The organism is Streptomyces sp. NPDC028928, from assembly GCF_055564915.1.
Map to the genome: position 1 here is coordinate 119,885 of NZ_JBVHVI010000013.1, position 16,992 is coordinate 136,876.

12 protein-coding genes and 1 tRNA gene are annotated in these 16,992 nt (G+C 70.4%); 6 read left to right on the forward strand and 7 right to left on the reverse strand.

Features of this window, described 5'->3' with window-relative positions:
- Nucleotides 1–79: 79 nt before the first annotated feature.
- The 4 genes from pepN (at nucleotide 80) to ACZ4U1_RS29270 (ending at nucleotide 6,437) form a co-directional block, all read left to right on the forward strand.
- Entirely contained in the window at nucleotides 80–2,572 is a 2,493-nt protein-coding gene (gene pepN / locus ACZ4U1_RS29255; protein ID WP_467907152.1) for an aminopeptidase N, read from the forward strand.
- A 101-nt stretch (nucleotides 2,573–2,673) separates the two neighbouring features.
- Nucleotides 2,674–3,498 (forward strand): NAD(P)H-binding protein, encoded by an 825-nt coding sequence (locus tag ACZ4U1_RS29260; RefSeq protein ID WP_467907153.1) that lies wholly within the window; start codon nucleotides 2,674–2,676, stop codon nucleotides 3,496–3,498.
- 172 nt (nucleotides 3,499–3,670) lie between these two features.
- Nucleotides 3,671–5,056 (forward strand): pyridoxal phosphate-dependent decarboxylase family protein, encoded by a 1,386-nt coding sequence (locus ACZ4U1_RS29265; protein WP_467907154.1) that lies wholly within the window; start codon nucleotides 3,671–3,673, stop codon nucleotides 5,054–5,056.
- On the forward strand, nucleotides 5,034–6,437 hold the full coding sequence (locus ACZ4U1_RS29270) for a lysine N(6)-hydroxylase/L-ornithine N(5)-oxygenase family protein (RefSeq protein ID WP_467907155.1): 1,404 nt from the start codon (nucleotides 5,034–5,036) through the stop codon (nucleotides 6,435–6,437). The genes ACZ4U1_RS29265 and ACZ4U1_RS29270 overlap by 23 nt, the downstream gene beginning before the upstream one ends.
- A gap of 93 nt (nucleotides 6,438–6,530) precedes the next feature.
- On the opposite strand, the gene ACZ4U1_RS29275 is transcribed toward ACZ4U1_RS29270, so the two are convergent.
- The gene (locus ACZ4U1_RS29275; protein WP_467907156.1) at nucleotides 6,531–8,336 is read right to left on the reverse strand and encodes a bifunctional metallophosphatase/5'-nucleotidase; all 1,806 of its coding nucleotides are present in this window, start codon (nucleotides 8,334–8,336) and stop codon (nucleotides 6,531–6,533) included.
- 219 nt (nucleotides 8,337–8,555) lie between these two features.
- Here ACZ4U1_RS29275 and pyk point away from each other — a divergent pair, with 219 nt between their 5' ends.
- A complete protein-coding gene (gene pyk / locus ACZ4U1_RS29280) occupies nucleotides 8,556–9,992 on the forward strand; it encodes a pyruvate kinase (RefSeq protein ID WP_467907157.1) in 1,437 nt (478 codons plus the stop codon).
- 141 nt (nucleotides 9,993–10,133) lie between these two features.
- On the opposite strand, the gene ACZ4U1_RS29285 is transcribed toward pyk, so the two are convergent.
- A tRNA-Leu gene (locus ACZ4U1_RS29285) sits at nucleotides 10,134–10,206 on the reverse strand.
- A gap of 105 nt (nucleotides 10,207–10,311) precedes the next feature.
- Here ACZ4U1_RS29285 and ACZ4U1_RS29290 point away from each other — a divergent pair.
- Nucleotides 10,312–10,971 carry an ANTAR domain-containing response regulator gene (locus tag ACZ4U1_RS29290; protein WP_388313207.1) on the forward strand — a complete coding sequence of 220 codons (660 nt, stop codon included), beginning with the start codon at nucleotides 10,312–10,314 and terminating at the stop codon, nucleotides 10,969–10,971.
- A gap of 68 nt (nucleotides 10,972–11,039) precedes the next feature.
- On the opposite strand, the gene ACZ4U1_RS29295 is transcribed toward ACZ4U1_RS29290, so the two are convergent.
- From ACZ4U1_RS29295 to ACZ4U1_RS29315, 5 genes are all read right to left on the reverse strand, one after another.
- Nucleotides 11,040–11,756 carry an ABC transporter ATP-binding protein gene (locus ACZ4U1_RS29295; protein WP_014672089.1) on the reverse strand — a complete coding sequence of 239 codons (717 nt, stop codon included), beginning with the start codon at nucleotides 11,754–11,756 and terminating at the stop codon, nucleotides 11,040–11,042.
- Nucleotides 11,753–12,709 (reverse strand): ABC transporter ATP-binding protein, encoded by a 957-nt coding sequence (locus ACZ4U1_RS29300; protein ID WP_467907158.1) that lies wholly within the window; start codon nucleotides 12,707–12,709, stop codon nucleotides 11,753–11,755. The genes ACZ4U1_RS29295 and ACZ4U1_RS29300 overlap by 4 nt, the downstream gene beginning before the upstream one ends.
- Nucleotides 12,710–12,714: 5 nt before the next feature.
- Nucleotides 12,715–14,541, reverse strand: coding sequence for a branched-chain amino acid ABC transporter permease (locus ACZ4U1_RS29305; RefSeq protein ID WP_467907159.1), 1,827 nt, complete (start codon nucleotides 14,539–14,541; stop codon nucleotides 12,715–12,717).
- Nucleotides 14,542–14,546: 5 nt separating this feature from the next.
- Nucleotides 14,547–15,476: a branched-chain amino acid ABC transporter permease gene (locus ACZ4U1_RS29310; RefSeq protein ID WP_467907160.1), complete on the reverse strand. Its 930-nt coding sequence runs from the start codon at nucleotides 15,474–15,476 to the stop codon at nucleotides 14,547–14,549.
- A gap of 112 nt (nucleotides 15,477–15,588) precedes the next feature.
- A complete protein-coding gene (locus ACZ4U1_RS29315; RefSeq protein ID WP_467907161.1) occupies nucleotides 15,589–16,824 on the reverse strand; it encodes a branched-chain amino acid ABC transporter substrate-binding protein in 1,236 nt (411 codons plus the stop codon).
- Nucleotides 16,825–16,992 lie beyond the last annotated feature (168 nt).

Here is a 16,992-nt window from a genome sequence, read left to right on the forward strand (position 1 = left end):
GGGGGCGCGCACAACGGACAAAAGCCGTGTACCGATCCGCCCCTGTGCGCTGTCGGTCCCATCAGGCAGCATGGCGTGCATGTCCGTTCTCACGCGCGACGAAGCGCAGCTCCGAGCACAGTTCCTCGACGTCCACCGGTACACGGTCGAACTGGACCTCACGACCGGTGCCGAGACCTTCGACTCCCGTACCGCGATCCGGTTCACCGCGCGGGCCGACGGGGACACGTTCGTCGAACTGAAGCCCGCCGAGCTGCGCAGCGTCACACTCGACGGACACCCCCTCGACCCGGAGTCGCTGACCGAGAACCGGCTGCCGCTGAAGAACCTCACCGCCGGAGAGCACGAGCTGCGCGTCGACGCCGCCATGCGCTACTCCCGCACCGGCGAGGGCATGCACCGCTTCACCGACCCCAGTGACGGCGAGACCTACGTCTACACGCAACTGTTCATGGACGACGTCCAGCGCGTCTTCGCCGCCTTCGACCAGCCCGACCTCAAGGCCGTCTTCGAGGTCTCGGTCAAGGCGCCCGAGGGCTGGACCGTCCTCGCCAACGGCGTCACCGCCCGCCGCGACGACGGCCTCTGGCAGGCCGCGCCCACCCCGCTGATCTCCACCTACCTGGTCGCCGTCGCCGCCGGCCCCTGGCACTCGGTGCGCACCGAACACCGCGGACTGCCCTTCGCCCTCCACTGCCGCCGCTCGCTCGCACCCCACCTCGACGCCGACGCCGACGAGATCCTCGACGTCACGCGCGCGTGCTTCGACCGCTACCACGAGAAGTTCCAGGAGCCGTACCCCTTCGACTCCTACGACCAGGCCTTCGTGCCCGAGTTCAACGCGGGCGCCATGGAGAACCCGGGCCTGGTCACCTTCCGCGACGACTTCGTCTACCGCTCCGCCGTCACCGACACCGAGCGGCAGACCCGCGCCATGGTCATCGCACACGAGATGGCCCACATGTGGTTCGGCGACCTCGTCACCCTCAAGTGGTGGGACGACATCTGGCTGAACGAGTCCTTCGCCGAGTACATGGGCTACCAGACCACCGCGGAGGCCACCCGGTTCACCGACCCCTGGACCGAGTTCGGCGTCACCCGCAAGGCCTGGGGCTACGACGCCGACCAGCGCCCCACCACCCACCCGGTCGCCCCCGAGAACGTCGACGACACGGCCTCCGCCCTGCTCAACTTCGACGGCATCTCCTACGCCAAGGGCGCCTCCGCACTGCGCCAGCTGGCCGCCTGGCTCGGCGAGAAGGACTTCCTCGCCGGCATCAACACCCACTTCGAGCGGCACAAGTTCGCCAACGCCACCCTCGCCGACTTCATCGACTCCCTCGCCTCCGCCACCGACCGCGACGTGCACGCCTGGGCCGACAGCTGGCTGCGCACCACCGGCGTCGACACACTCACCCCGGTGATCGCCCCCGCCGGTGGCACCTGCACGCTGACCGCCGACCGCGCGGGCAGCCGCCCGCACCGCATCAGCGCCGGCCTGTACGACCACGACGTCGCCGACGAGGGCCGGCTGGTGCTGCGCGAGCGCGTCGACCTCGACGTCCCGCAGACCGCCCCGCAGCCCATCGGCAAGCGCCCCGCACTCGTCCTCCTCAACGACGGCGACATCACCTACGCCAAGCTCCGCTTCGACACCACCTCCTTCGCGACGGTCCGCACCAGCCTGTCCGGCCTGCCCGACCCGCTCACCCGCGCCGTCGTCTGGAACGCCCTCCGGGACGCCGTCCGCGACGGCGAACTCCCGCCCGCCGCATACCTGGACGCGGCCCGCACCCACCTGCCGTACGAGACCGACCTGGCCGTCGCCCAGGGCGTCCTCGCCTTCGCCGCCGGCCAGCTCACCGAGCAGTACCTGACGCCCGAGGACCGCCCGGCCGCCCTGGCCACCCTCACCTCGCTCTGCCGCGACCTGCTGCGGCGCACCGAGGACGGCGACCACCCCGGCCTGCGGCTGATCGCCGTACGGCACCTGATCTCCGTGGCCGCCCACCCCGAGACCATCGCCGCCTGGCTCGCCGACGGCACGGTGCCCGGCGGGCCGGAACTCGACCCCGAGCTGCGCTGGCGCATCCTCGCCCGGCTCGCCGTGCTCGGCGCCACCGACGAGGACGCCATCGCCGCCGAGCTGGCGCGCGACCCCAGCGCCACCGGCCAGGAGGGCGCCGCCCGCTGCCGCGCCGCCCTGCCCGACCCGGAGGCCAAGCGCGCCGCCTGGGAGGCGATGTTCGCCGGCGACGACCTGTCCAACTACCTCTTCACGGCCACCGCCCAGGGCTTCTGGCAGCCCGAACAGGCCGACCTGGTACGGGAGTACGTGCCGCGCTTCTACCCGGACGCGGTCGCCGTCGCCGCCCGCCGCGGCCCCGCCATCGCCGTCGCCGCCGGCCGCTGGGCCTTCCCGGCCCACGCCGTCGACGCCGAGAACCTGGCGCTCGGCGAGGCCTGTCTGCGCGACGGCGACCTCACCCCGGCGCTGCGCCGCACCCTCGCCGACCGCCTGGACGACCTCTCCCGCGCCCTGCGGGTACGGGCAGGACAGCCGGCGGAGTAGGTCCGGCGACGTAGGACGCGGCTGGTCCCCGCCGACGATGCGGCGGGCCGGCCGCCGTCCCTAGGCTCGGGCAGTCAGACCCAGCTCCGAAAGGCGGCACCGTGATCGTAGTGACCGGCGCGACCGGCAACGTCGGCCGAGCCCTCGTCGACCGTCTCCTCGCCGCGGGACAGCCCGTCCGGGCGCTGACCCGCGACCCGGGACGGGCCGCGCTGCCCGAGCGCGCCGAGGTGGTGCGGTTCCGGCCGGACGACCCCGCCGCCCTGTTCACCGGGGCGACGAAACTCTTCCTGTACGCGCTGCCCGACGCGGCCCCGCTGCTCGCCGCGGCCCGCGAGCACGGCGTGCGGCACGTCGTCCTGCTCTCCAGCGCCATCATCCGGGAGGGCGCCGACGAGACCCACCCCATCCACGTCATGCACGCCACCGCCGAGCGGGAGATCCGCGACAGCGGCCTCGCCTGGACGTTCCTGCGGCCGGGCGCCTTCGCCACCAACGCCCTCCAGTACGCCCCGCAGGTCCGCGCCGGCGACACCGTCCGCGGCGTCTTCGCCGACGGGCTCTCCGCGCCCGTCCACGAGGACGACATCGCGGCCGTCGCCGAACGCGTCCTCCTCGACGCCGGGCACGAGGGCGCCGTGCACCGGCTGACCGGGCCCGCGGCGACCAGCAACGCCGAACAGGTCGCGGCGATCGGCGAAGCCCTGGGCCGGAAGCTGACGTTCGTGGAGACCGACCCGGCCGAGGCGGGCCCGGAACTCTTCCCGCACGTGCCGCCGCAGATGCTCGAACGGCTGCTGCGGAGCTTCGCGGAGACCGTCGGCGTCCCCCCGGAGATCACCGGCACGGTGGAGCAGCTCACCGGCACCCCGGCCCGCGCCTTCGACCAGTGGGCCCGGGACCACGCCGACGACTTCCGCGCATAGGCCCCGAGCAAGACCAACCCCTCTCCGGGGCACGGCAGTACACACTTTCGGGTTCCGTTCGCCTGGCTTTCGGGACACAGGGCTCCCTTCCGGTACAAGCTGGAACTCCGCCCACAGCCGGAAGCCCCGGGCCCGGAAGCCCGCCGGACGTGCCCTGCCCGGAGGAGAGCCCATGAGCCTGCCGCCCCTCGCCTCCGGCCCGTCCGGCCCCGACGCCCTGCGGCCCCTCCTCGCCACCGTGCTCGACGCGCTCGCGGCCGGCGGCGCCGAGCGCGGCGGTCCACTGCCCGCCGGCGGACCGCAGGCCGTCGCCGAACGCGTCGCCGACGCCCTCGGCGACGTCCTGCCCGACACCGGCGACCCGGACGCCCTGCGTACCCTCGTCCACCTCCTCGCCACGGGCGCCGCCGACCCCGCCGACCCCCTGTGCGCGGCCCACCTGCACTGCCCGCCGCTCGCCGTGGCCACCGCCGCCGACCTCGCCGCGAGCGCCCTCAACCCCTCCCTGGACTCCTGGGACCAGGCCCCGGCCGCCTCCACCCTGGAAGCCGCCGTCGCCCGCACCCTCGCCCGCACCGCCGGCCTCGCCGACGCCCTCGTCACCACCGGCGGCACCGAGTCCAACCAACTCGCCCTGCTCCTCGCCCGCGAGGCGCACGGCGGCAGCGTGCGCCTCGTGTGCGGCGCGAACGCCCACCACTCGCTGCCACGCGCCGCCTGGCTGCTCGGCCTGCCCGACCCGGTCGTCCTCCCGACACCGAACGGCACCCTCGACCCGGCCGCCCTCGACGAGGCCCTCACCGCGCTCCCCGGCCCGCTGCTGGTCGCCGCCACCGCCGGCACCACCGACGCCGGCCTCATCGACCCGCTGCCCGAGATCGCCGGCCTGTGCACCGCCCACGGCGCCCGACTGCACATCGACGCGGCCTACGGCGGCGGCCTCCTCTTCAGCGACCGCCACCGCGACAAACTCGCCGGCCTCGAAGCCGCCCACACCGTCACCCTCGACCTGCACAAACTCGGCTGGCAGCCCGTCGCCGCCGGACTCCTCGCCGTCGCCCGCCCGCACGAACTCGCCGCACTCCACCAGCACGCCGACTACCTCAACGCCGACGACGACACCGAGGCCGGCCTCCCCGACCTGCTCGGCCGCTCCCTGCGCACCACCCGCCGCCCCGACATCCTGAAGATCGCCGTCACCCTGAAGACACTGGGCCGCGGCGGCCTCGGCGCCCTGGTCGACCAGGTCTGCACCCGGGCCCGCGAGTTCGCCGCCCTGATCCGCGAGCACCCCGGCTTCGAGCTGTACGACCGGCCCGTCATCAGCACCGTCCTGTTCCGCCCGGCCGGAGCCGACGACGACACCGTGGCCGCCGTACGCCGCGGCCTGCTGCACGAGGGCCGGGCCGTCCTCGGTCGCGCCCGGCTCGACGGCCGGCTCTGGCTCAAGGCCACCGTCCTCAACCCCCACACCCGGCCGGACGACCTGTCCCACCTGCTCAAACTCGCCGAACTCGCCGAAGGAAACACCCCGGATGACCCAGCTCCCCTGCCATGAGCCCGCCTCCCCACGCGACCTGGTCGGCATCGGCATCGGCCCCTGCAACCTCTCCCTCGCCGCCCTCGCCCACCCGCTCCCCGAACTCGACGCCGTCTTCTACGAACAGCGCCCCGGCTTCGACTGGCACCCCGGGCTGCTCATCGAGGGCGCCACCGTCCAAGTGCCCTTCCTCGCCGACCTGGTGACCCTCGCCGACCCCACCAGCCCCTGGAGCTTCCTCAACTACCTCAAGACGCGCGAGCGGCTCTTCCCCTTCTACTTCGCCGAGCACTTCCACATCCAGCGCGCCGAGTACGACGCCTACTGCCGCTGGGTCGCCGAAGCACTCCCCGGCCTGCGCTTCCGCCACCAGGTCGACGCCGTCCGCTGGAACCCCGAACGGGACGTGTTCGAGGTCGACTTCACCCAGCTCGACGCCGAGGGCGAGGCCGAGGCCCTCGGCCGTACCCACACCCGCAACATCGTCCTCGGCATCGGCACCGCCCCCTACGTGCCCGACCCCCTTCAGCCCCTGGTGGACGCCCCCGGCGTGCCCGTCGTCCACGCCGCCGACTACCTCGACCACCGCGACAGCATCCTCGCCGCCGGGCACGTCACCGTCGTCGGCTCCGGACAGTCCGGTGCCGAGGTCTTCCTGGACCTGCTCCGGCACCGCCCGGCCGGCCGGGAGAAGCTGCACTGGATCGGCCGGACCGAGGCGTTCGCCCCGATGGAGTACTCCAAGCTGGGCCTGGAGCACTTCACCCCGGACTACACCCGCTACTTCCACGCCCTCCCCGAGCCCGTCCGCGACCGGCTGGTCACCGCCCAGTGGCAGCTGCACAAGGGCATCGACGCCGGCACCCTCGCCGCCATCCACGACGAGCTGTACCGGCGCACCCTGCACGGCGGCTGGCCCGACGCCGTCCTCACCCCCGGCGTCCGTGTCCGCACCGCCGGCCGGATCGCCACCAGCAAGATCGAGCTGCATCTGGAGCACCTCCAGCAGGACAGCCGCTCCCGGCTCGCCACCGACGCCGTCGTCCTCGCCACCGGCTACCGGGACCGCCCCCTCGGCCGCATCCTCGCCGGGCTCGACCCCTACATCCGCCGTGACAGCAGCGAACGCCCCCGCATCGACCAGGACTTCCGCCTCGTCCTCGACCCCTCGGTCACCGGCTCGGTGTACGTCCAGAACGCCGAACTGCACACCCACGGCGTCGGCGCCCCCGACCTCGGCCTGGCCGCCTGGCGCAGCGCAAGCATCCTCAACTCCCTCACCGGAAAGGAGTCGTACCCACTGCCGGCCCGAACGGCGTTCACCTCGTTCGGACTGGAGGAGCCCCCGGCCAGGGTGCCGCAGGCCAGACAGCTCACACCTCTCGTCGACGGAAGGTGAGCGCCGTCGCGAGAGGGTGAACCGCCCGACCGGAAGAAGATCGCCGACGCCGTCGACCTGTCACTCCTGCGGCTCCTGAGGACCTGCCAGGCCCTAGAAGACCGGCTTGCCGTCGCGCACCAGCTTCCAGTCCACCGACGCGAAGTCCTTCGGGTCCAGGACACCCTTCGCGGTCACCCACTCCGCGATCCGGGTGCGGATCTCCGTCGACTCCGACCACAGCTCCTTCGCGGCGGCGACGTGCGGGAAGGCACCGCCGCCGTTCGCACGGTAGTTGTTCACCGCGAACACGAACTGCTGGGTGTCGTCCAGCGCGGCCCCGTTGAAGGTCAGGTTCCTGATCCGCGACCCGGCCGGCTGGGCGATGTCGATGTCGTACGACAGGCCCGAGACGTAGTCGTAGTTGTAGTCCGGGCGGCCGCCGGCGTTGGTCAGCTTCTCGACGTCGACCGTCGCATCGGCAGCCGTCTGGACGTAGTACTCCGCCGAGTACTCCAGGTAGGCCCGCACCTGCGCGCCCGTCAGCAGCTTGGCGACCAGCGTGTTGTCGTAGACGTACAGGCTCGACAGGTCCCGGATGGTCACGTCGCCCGCCGGGATCTGCGAGGTCCGGGAGAACGGCGAGGCCTGGGCGATCACCGGCAGCGAGGCGTAGGAGGTGCCCGCGAGCGCCGCCTTCACCACGTCCTCCTGGACCTTGGTGATCAGGTCGATGATCGGGGCGTCCTTGTAGCGGGCCTCGACGGTGGTCAGGGTCTGCGTCGCCCGGCCCACGACCTGGTTGACGTACGCGACGACCTTCTCGTGCTCGTCGGTGAGCAGCTTGGTGATCTTCGGGTCGTCGGCGACCGAGTTGGAGTTGCGCAGCGAGGCGGAGACCGACTCGACCTCCCAGCGGCCCTTGCTGAACACCAGCTCGATGTCGAAGAGGGTGAGCCGCTCGGCGTAGCACAGCGGCTCGGACAGCACGACCGTCCTGCCGGTCTTCTCGTTGACGACCTTCAGCTCCGGGATCTCGACGTGCGCGTGGCCGACCAGGATCGCGTCGATGCCGGGCACCTGCCTGGCCACGTTCGCCGCCGCGTTCTCCACGTACGGCACCTGGTCGCCGTACGACGACGTGCCCGAGGTGCCCGAGTGCGCGGAGACGACGACCACGTCCGCGCCCATGGACCTGAGCTTCGGCACCCACTTGGCGGCCTGCTCCTCCAGGCCCGGGAACGCCAGCCTGCCCTGGACGTAGGCCTTGTCCCAGATCGCGATGCCCGGGTTGGTCAGGCCGAGGACGGCGACCTTGACCGGCTTGGCGCCCGGCACGCGGAACGTCTTCATGAAGTACGGCGGGAAGGCCGGCTTCAGCGTCTTCGCGTCCACCGCGTTGGCGCCGAGCAGCGGGAAGTCGAGCTGGTCCTCGAACTTCCGCAGGGTCTCGATGCCGTAGTTGAACTCGTGGTTGCCGAGGGCCGCCGCGTCGTATCCGATCGCGTTCATCGCCTGCGCCATCGGGTGCACCGGGCCGCCCTTGGCGGTGATCGGGTCGACCTTGGCGTAGTAGTAGGTGAGCGGGGTGCCCTGGATGGTGTCACCGGCGTCCAGCAGCAGCGTGTTGCACCGGCCCTTCTCCTTGCGCACCTGCTCGACCAGGGTGGAGATACGGGCGAGGCCCATGGCGTTGCCCGCCTTGTCGGCGTACTCCGCGTCCTTGAAGTAGTCCCAGTTGAAGACGTGGCCGTGCAGGTCGGTGGTGCCCATGACGGTCAGGGAGTACCGCTTCACAGGGTGTCCGGGCTTCTTGCCCTCCGCCGCCTCGGCCGCCGGGGCCGCCGCCGCGCCGGCGATCGCCACTCCCGCTCCGGTGGCGGCGGACTTCTTCAGGAACTTCCGGCGGTTCAACGGCATGGCTCTCGGTCTCCTTGGCGGATGGTCAACAACGCGCGTAGATTCTGACCTGAGCATGACTTCCGGCAACAGGTCCGGGAGGTTGCGATCTGGTGACCATCGCTCATAGGAGCGAGCCATCGCACAATTCAACAGTTGTCAATAAGCCTTTACCCAAAGTCTGTTGAGCAGTCATACGGCGCCAATTCTCTACCCGCGGGTAAGCCATAGGCTCGACCTATGCGCCGAGCAAAGATCGTCTGCACACTGGGGCCCGCCACCGACTCGTACGACCAGATCAAGGCACTGGTCCAGGCCGGAATGGACGTCGCCCGGTTCAACCTCAGCCACGGCACCCACGCCGAGCACGAGGAGCGCTATCAGCGCGTACGAACGGCGGCCGACGAAACCGGCCGCAGCGTCGGAATCCTCGCCGACCTTCAGGGTCCGAAGATCCGGCTCGGCCGCTTCACCGAAGGCCCCGTACTCCTTGAACGCGACGACACCTTCACCATCACCGTGGAGGACGGCGCCGAGGGCGACCGCCACCAGTGCGGCACCACCTACGCCGGCCTCGCCGCCGACGTCACCCCCGGCGAGCGCATCCTCGTCGACGACGGCAAGGTCTGCCTGGAGGTCACCACCGTCGACGGCCCCCGCGTACACACCCGGGTCCTCGAAGGCGGAGTCATCTCCGACCACAAGGGCCTGAACCTCCCCGGCGTGGCCGTCTCCGTCCCCGCCCTCTCCAAGAAGGACGAGGACGACCTGCGCTGGGCGCTGCGCACCGGCTTCGACGTGATCGCCCTCTCCTTCGTCCGCAGCGGCGACGACGCCGCCGACGTCCACCGGATCATGGCCGAGGAAGGCCGCCGCCTCCCGGTGATCGCCAAGATCGAGAAGCCGCAGGCCGTACAGAACCTCGACGGCATCGTGGCCGCCTTCGACGGGCTGATGGTCGCGCGCGGCGACCTCGGCGTCGAGATGCCGCTGGAGCAGGTCCCCATCGTCCAGAAGCGCGCGATCAAGCTCGCCAAGCGCAACGCCAAGCCGGTCATCGTCGCCACGCAGATGCTCGACTCCATGATCGAGAACTCCCGGCCCACCCGCGCCGAGGCCTCCGACGTCGCCAACGCGGTCCTCGACGGCACGGACGCGGTGATGCTCTCCGGCGAGACCAGCGTCGGCAAGTACCCGGTCGAGACCGTACGCACCATGGCGAAGATCGTCGCGGCGGCGGAGCAGGACATGCTCGCGGCGGGCCTGCCCCCGCTGACCGAGCGGAACAAGCCGCGCACCCAGGGCGGCGCGGTCGCCCGGGCCGCCGCCGAGATGGGCGACTTCCTCGGTGCGAAGTTCCTGGTCGCCTTCACCCAGTCGGGGGACACCGCCCGCCGGCTCTCCCGCTACCGCTCGCCGATCCCGCTCCTCGCCTTCACCCCCGAGCCGGCCACCCGCTCCCAGCTCAGCCTCACCTGGGGCGCGGAGACCTTCCTCGGCCCCCACGTGGACTCCACGGACGCCATGGTCGACCAGGTGGACGAACTGCTCCTGAAGTACGGCCGCTGCCAGAAGGGCGACATCGTGGTCATCACGGCCGGCTCCCCGCCCGGCGTCTCCGGCTCGACCAACATGGTCCGCGTCCACCACATCGGCGAGGACGACAGCCCGAAGTGACGGGGGCCCCGCTCAGTGTCCGGTCGGTGACGCGGCAGCCGTCGGAGTGGATGAGGCCGCGGATGAGCACGCAGCAAAAAGCGGAGGATCACACGAACATGATCCTCCGCTTTACGGGCTGACCATGGAATCGAAGGAAAGTGCCCCGGGTGGGATTTGAACCCACGCTGTCGGTGGTTTGAGCACCGTGCCTCTGCCGCTGGGCTACCGGGGCTTCCTGCAAAATGAAGGTTGGTGGTCACCCTCCGCGCGTCCACCATACCGTAGCTAGGTAGGCTCTTGTCAGCAGTACCGGCCTGCCCCGTACCAAGGAGCCTCAGTGACCGCCCCCGAGTCGCCCCAGCCCGTAGACGTGCCCGACGACGACAAGTCGCACGTGCCTCCGCTGACGACCCGTGTCGTCATCGCCGAGGACGAGGCCCTGATCCGGCTCGACCTGAAAGAGATGCTGGAGGAGGAGGGGTACACCGTCGTCGGCGAGGCCGGGGACGGTGAGCAGGCCGTGGAGCTGGCCCGCGAGCACAAGCCGGACCTGGTCATCCTGGACGTGAAGATGCCCAAGCTGGACGGCATCTCCGCGGCCGAGAAGATCGCCGAGGAGTCCATCGCGCCGGTCCTGATGCTCACCGCCTTCTCGCAGCGCGACCTCGTGGAGCGCGCCCGGGACGCCGGTGCCATGGCGTACCTGGTGAAGCCGTTCAGCAAGAGCGACGTCGTCCCGGCGATCGAGATGGCCGTCTCGCGCTTCACCGAGCTGAAGCAGCTGGAGAAGGAGGTCGCGGACCTCACCCAGCGGCTGGAGACCCGCAAGCTGGTCGACCGTGCGAAGTCGATCCTCCAGACGGAGTACGGCCTGACCGAGCCGGCCGCGTTCCGCTGGATCCAGAAGACCTCGATGGACCGCCGCATGTCGATGCAGCAGGTCGCCGAGGCGGTCATCGCGGACAGCGAGGAGAAGAAGGCGGCCAAGAAGGGCTGAGCACTTCTGCGTACGACGAGGCCCGCGTCCCGGAGAAGGGGGCGCGGGCCTCGTCGTGTACAGGGGGGTCAGTCCTCGCCGAGGTAGGCCTTGCGGACCGACTCGTCGTGCAGCAGGTCCTGCCCCGTGCCGGACAGGACGATGTTGCCGACCTCCATGACGTGACCCTGGTCGGCGAGGGAGAGCGCCGCCTGGGCGTTCTGCTCGACCAGCAGGATCGTGGTGCCCTGGGCCTTCAGCTCGGCGATGGTCGCCATGATCTTCTGCATCATGATCGGGGACAGACCCATCGACGGTTCGTCCAGCATCAGCAGCTTGGGCTGGGACATCAGCGCCCTGCCCATCGCCAGCATCTGCTGCTCACCGCCCGAGAGGGTGCCCGCGGCCTGCTTGCGCCGTTCCCCGAGGATGGGGAAGAGGTCGTAGGCGCGCTGGATGTCCTTCTCGATGCCGGGCTTGTCGTTGCGCAGGAAGGCGCCGAGGCGGAGGTTGTCCTCGATGCTCATGCGGGGGAAGATGTGCCGGCCCTCGGGGGAGTGGGCGAGGCCCAGGGAGACCACCTGGTGGGCGGGGATCTTCTTCAGCGATCTGCCGTTGAACCTGATCTGTCCGCCGACCGGCTTCAGCAGTCCGGACAGGGTGCGCAGGGTGGTGGTCTTGCCGGCGCCGTTGGTGCCGATGAGGGTGACGACCTGACCGGCCTCGACCTTGAAGGAGATGCCCTTGACGGCCTCGATCTTGCCGTAGGCGACCCTCAGGTCCTCGACTTCGAGCAGTGCGGTCATCGGTCGTTCTCCTTGCCGGGCGCGGCGTCGGTCGTGGTGTCGGCGCCCGTGGCCGTGGTGTCGGCGTCTGCCTCGGCGGTGGCCTCGGCGTGTGCCTCGGCGGCCTCCACCTCGGCCACCTCCTCGGCGCCGGGCGCGTCCTCGAAGGGCTCGCCGAGGTAGGCCGCGACCACGCGCTCGTCGCCCTGGACGGTGGCGCTGTCGCCCTCGATCAGCTTTTCGCCCTGCACGAGTACGGCGACGCGGTCGCAGAGGTTGAAGATGAAGCGCATGTCGTGCTCGATGACGAGGACGGCGATGCCCATGTCCCGGATGGCGAAGACGAGTTCCTCGGTGGCCCGGGTCTCCTGCGGGTTCATGCCGGCCGTCGGTTCGTCGAGCAGAAGCAGACCCGGCTCGCTGGCCAGGGCGCGCGCGATCTCCAGTTTGCGCTGCTCGCCGTAGGGGAGGTTGCGGGCGAGGTGCTCGGCCTTGTGGTCGAGGCCGACGAACGCCAGCAGCTCCATGGCCCGGTCCTTGGAGGCCTTCTCGGCCTTGTGGAAGCCGGGGCCGCGCAGTACGGCCGACCAGAAGCCCTCCTTGGTGCGGGTGTGCCGGCCGACGAGCACGTTCTCCAGGACCGTCATGTTGGCGAAGAGCCGGATGTTCTGGAAGGTGCGCGCGATGCCGGCGGCGGTGACCTTGAAGGACTTGGGCGGCAGGACGGCGCCCTTGTAGCGGACCTCGCCCTCGGTGGGGACGTACAGGCCGGTCAGGCAGTTGAAGAAGGTGGTCTTGCCGGCGCCGTTGGGGCCGATGAGGCCGACGATCTCGCCGGCGCCGACGGTGAGGTCGACGCCGCGTACGGCGGTCAGGCCGCCGAAGCGCATGGTCACGCCGCGGGCGTCGAGGACGGTCTCGCCGGGCACGGCGGCGCCGGGGGCGGTGTCCTTGGTGGTGGTGTCGGTGGTCATGGTGGTCAGGCCCCCGCCTTCGTCAGGAGGGTGGGTGCTTCCGCCTCTTCGTGGAATTCGAGCTGGCGGCGCCGGTTCGGGATGAGGCCCTCGGGGCGGAAGCGCATCAGCAGGATGAGCGCGAGACCGAAGGCGAAGAGCTGGTAGTTGCCGAGGAACTGGAGCTTGTTCGGGATGAGGAAGAGCAGGGCCGCGCCGATCAGCGGTCCGCTGATGGTGCCCATGCCGCCGAGGACGACCGCGGCGAGCAGGAAGGCCGAGTTGGGCGGGATGGGGCCGGCGAACAGGTACTGCTCGGGCGTCACGGTGTAGGTGACGTGGGCCTGGACGGTGCCCGCGAGTCCGGCGAGGGAGGCGCCGACGGCGAAGGCGATGAGCTTGACCCGGAAGCCGTTGATGCCCATGGCGAGCGCGGCGGTCTCGTCCTCGCGGATGGCCACCCAGGCGCGTCCGATGCGGGAGTTGCCGCTGCGGCGGAAGACCAGCACCACGACCGCGGTGATGATCAGCATCAGGAAGAAGTAGTTGGCGAACCGGCCGATGGTGAAGCCGCCCATGTCGTGCTGGGCGCCGAAGTCGAAGCCGAGGACGTCGAGGTTCGGGATCGAGGAGACACCGTTGGAGCCGTTGGTGAGGTCGGGCCCGGAGGTGCCGTCGAGGTTGTTGGCGGTGATGCGGAAGATCTCACCGAAGCCGAGGGTGACGATGGCGAGGTAGTCGCCGCGCAGCCGGAGTGTCGGGGCGCCGATCAGCACGCCGAAGACGAGGGAGGCGGCGGCGCCGACGAGGACGGCGGCCCAGAACGGGAAGTGCACGTCGAACGGCGAGCTGGGGGAGCCGGAGACCAGGGCGGCCGCGTAGGCGCCGACGCCGAGGAAGGCGACGTAACCGAGGTCGAGGAGGCCGGCGAGGCCGACGACGATGTTCAGGCCGAGGGCGACGGTGGCGAAGATGAGGATGTAGACGCCGAGGGTCGCGTACTGGTCGTTGGTCTGGGTGAAGGGGAACAGTGCCGCCGCGACGAAGGCGCCGCAGATGGTGATGTTCGTGTGCCGGGAGGCGATCTGCGAGGCGTGGGAGATCAGTCCGGCCTTGTTGAGGGCGGCGAAGCCGAGGCCGGCGGTGATCAGGAAGCCGATGAACAGCTCGTCGTACTCGGTGCCGATGCCGTAGGTGAAGACGACCAGGCCGAGTGCGAGCATCGCGACGATGAGCAGGATCTCGGCGTACGAGGGGAGGGTGGGCGCGGGGCGGGGGGAGCCGGCGGTGAAGACCGCCTTGGTGGTCTCCCACTTGTACGCGGCGTCGTGCTTGAACTTCTCCCAGCCGGTGTCGTCGGGGTCGATCGGCTCGGGTTCGGGTCGCTGGAACGGCAGGGCCAGGGCGCCGGCGAGGGCGGCGAGGCTGGCGACGGCGACGAGGAAGCCGCCGGGCTCCAGGTTGACGAGTCCGCCGAGGTCGACGCTGATCGCGAGGACCGTGTACCAGCTGGTGGCGAAGGTGGCCAGGGTGGCGAACTTCAGGGCCGCGTCGGGGCCGGCGGGGACCAGCCAGCCGAGGCCCCGGAGGCCGTAGGAGGCCAGCGCGAGCACGGCGGCGAGGGCCGCGCCGATGAGGACGAGGACCTGCAGGCCGCCCGGGTAGCCGTAGACGGTGAGGTCGCCGGGGAATTCGTCGGTCCAGGTCCAGGCGAGGAAGGTGGAGACGATCGTCAGCGCGCTGCCGCCGAGGGCGAGGGCGCGGGCGGCCTTCTCCGGGAGGGGCAGCAGGCCGGAGGGGGTGTCGGCCTTGCGGGCGCTGGGGGTCTCGGATGCGGTGGTCTGTGTGGTCATCGGTCTCACGCCCTGTCCGCGACGCGCTCGCCGAGCAGGCCCTGTGGCCTGAACAGCAGTACGAGGATGAGGAGTACGAAGGCCCAGACGTCGGCCCAGGACTGGCTGCCGAACTTGTCCATGCCCGGGATGTCGGCGATGTAGGCGGTGGCCAGGGTCTCGGCCACGCCGAGGACCACGCCGCCGATCATGGCTCCGTAGATGTTGCCGATGCCGCCGAGGACGGCCGCGGTGAACGCCTTCAGACCGAGGATGAAGCCCATGCGGAAGTTGATCTCGCCGTACTTCAGGCCGTAGGCGACGGCTCCGACGGCGGCGAACGCGGCGCCGAGCGCGAACGCGATCACGATGATGCGGTCGGTGTTGACGCCCATCAGCTTGGCGGTGTCCGGGTCCTGCGCGGTGGCCTGCATGCCGCGGCCGGTGCGGGTCTTCATCACGAACCAGGCGAGGACCGCCATGCTGATGGGGGCCGCGACGACGAGGAAGATGTCACCGGTCTGGATGGTGACGCTGCCGATCTCGAAGGGGCCGCCCTCGATCTGCGGGAAGGTGCGCGCGGACTTCGCCTCCGGGTACCAGGCCCACACCGCCTGCTGGAGGGCGAGGGAGAGGCCGATGGCGGTGATCAGGGGCGCGAGGCGCGGGGCGTTGCGCAGGGGTCGGTAGGCGAACCGTTCCGCCCCGACGGCGATGGCGACGGCGACGATGACGGCGCCGATGATCATCAGCGGCAGCGCGATCCACATGCTGGTGCCGCCGGGAAGCCAGAGCCAGACAGTGAGAGCGCCGAACGCTCCCGTCATGAATATCTCGCCGTGGGCGAAGTTGATGAGCTGGACAATGCCGTAGACCATTGTGTAGCCGATGGCGACCAGCCCGTACATGGATCCTAGTAGCAGGCCGTTGACCAGCTGCTGCGGCAGTTCGTTCACCGCATGTCCTCCGAGACGTTCGGAAAGTGCGAGGGATGTGGCCGGATGCGAGTCCGCGCGGGGCGCCAGTGGAACAGCGCCCCGCGCGGCTCATGAGTGGGTCAGGCGTGGATCAGCCGGTGTAGGTACCGGACTTGACGGGAACCCAGGCACCGTTCTTCACGGCGTAGACGGTGAGCTGCTTGTTGGTGGCGTCGCCGTACTCGTCGAAGGAGACCTTGCCGGTCACGCCGTCGAAGGAGACGCTCTGCATGGCCTCGGTGATCTTCGCGCGGGCGTCGTCGGGAAGCTTGCCGCCGTTGGCGTCGACGACCTTCTTCACGGCCTCGATGACCGCCCAGGCGGAGTCGTAGGCGTAGCCGCCGTAGGCGGAGTACTCCTCCTTGTAGCCCGCGGCCTTGTAGTCGGCGACGAACTGCTTGGCGGAGGGAAGGTCCTCGACCGGGGCGCCGACGGAGGTGGCCAGGTCACCGGTGGCCTCGGCACCCGCCAGCTTCATGAACGTGTCGTCCTTGATGCCGTCGCCGCCGACCAGCGGGATCTTGGCACCGGCGGCCTTGATCTGCTTGCTCAGCGGGCCGGCCTGCGGGTACTCGCCGCCGTAGTAGACGACCTCGGCACCCGAGTTCTTCACCTTGGTGGCGACCGCGGAGAAGTCCTTGGCGTCGGGGTTGATGTGCTCGGTGCCGACCACCTTGCCGCCGAGCTTCTTGAACTCCTCGGTGAAGGTCGCGGCCAGGCCGGAGCCGTAGGTCTTCTTGTCGTCGATGACGAAGACCTTCTTCTTCTTGGCGCTGTTGAAGACGTACTGGGCCGCGAACGGGCCCTGGATGGCGTCCGTGGTCGCGGTGCGGAAGTACGACTTGTACCCGCGGACCTTCTTCTTCTGCCAGTCCGGGCCCTGGGTCAGGGCGGGGCCGGTGTTGGCCGGGGAGACCTGGACCAGCTTGGCGTCGTCGAAGACCTTCTGCATCGACTCGGCGACCGAGGAGTTCAGCGGGCCGACGACGCCGAGGACTTCCTGCTCGGAGACGAATTTCGAGGCGTTCTGCTGGCCGGCGGACGGCTGCGCCTGGTCGTCGAGGGCCTCGATCTTGAAGGTGACGCCCTTGACGAGCTTCTGCTTGTTGGCGTTCTGGACGGCGAGGTCGGCGGAGTTCTTGATGCCGAGGCCCATGGCGGACAGGTCGCCGGTCAGCGGGGCGTCGACGCCGATGACGACGGTGGTGCCGCCGCCGTTGGCCGAGTCCGAGCCCTTGTCGCCGCTGTCGCGCGAGCCGCAGGCGGTGAGGGTGAGCGCTCCCGCCGCCAGCGCGGCGGTGATGGCGATAAGCGAACGTTGACGCACGATCAGTCCTTTCCCCAGGCACAACCGCCTCCCCGTGGAGGCGGTCGAGTCGCGCGCCGCGCTGAATTGGACAATCCGAAGGCGCGGTGACTGGCCGTGACTCTAAGCGTGTGTGGGGAACGTGGAGGAGTGTCTGACCCAGGCTGTGACGCTCTTGTTATGACACGA

Excerpts from the sequence above, each read along its gene's own strand:
- pepN (WP_467907152.1), top strand. The coding sequence starts at position 80 with ATGTCCGTTCTCACGCGCGACGAAGCGCAGCTCCGAGCACAGTTCCTC.
- ACZ4U1_RS29265 (WP_467907154.1), top strand. The coding sequence starts at position 3,671 with ATGAGCCTGCCGCCCCTCGCCTCCGGCCCGTCCGGCCCCGACGCCCTG.
- ACZ4U1_RS29270 (WP_467907155.1), top strand. The coding sequence starts at position 5,034 with ATGACCCAGCTCCCCTGCCATGAGCCCGCCTCCCCACGCGACCTGGTC.
- ACZ4U1_RS29275 (WP_467907156.1), bottom strand. The coding sequence starts at position 8,336 with ATGCCGTTGAACCGCCGGAAGTTCCTGAAGAAGTCCGCCGCCACCGGA.
- pyk (WP_467907157.1), top strand. The coding sequence starts at position 8,556 with ATGCGCCGAGCAAAGATCGTCTGCACACTGGGGCCCGCCACCGACTCG.
- ACZ4U1_RS29295 (WP_014672089.1), bottom strand. The coding sequence starts at position 11,756 with ATGACCGCACTGCTCGAAGTCGAGGACCTGAGGGTCGCCTACGGCAAG.
- ACZ4U1_RS29300 (WP_467907158.1), bottom strand. The coding sequence starts at position 12,709 with ATGACCACCGACACCACCACCAAGGACACCGCCCCCGGCGCCGCCGTG.
- ACZ4U1_RS29305 (WP_467907159.1), bottom strand. The coding sequence starts at position 14,541 with ATGACCACACAGACCACCGCATCCGAGACCCCCAGCGCCCGCAAGGCC.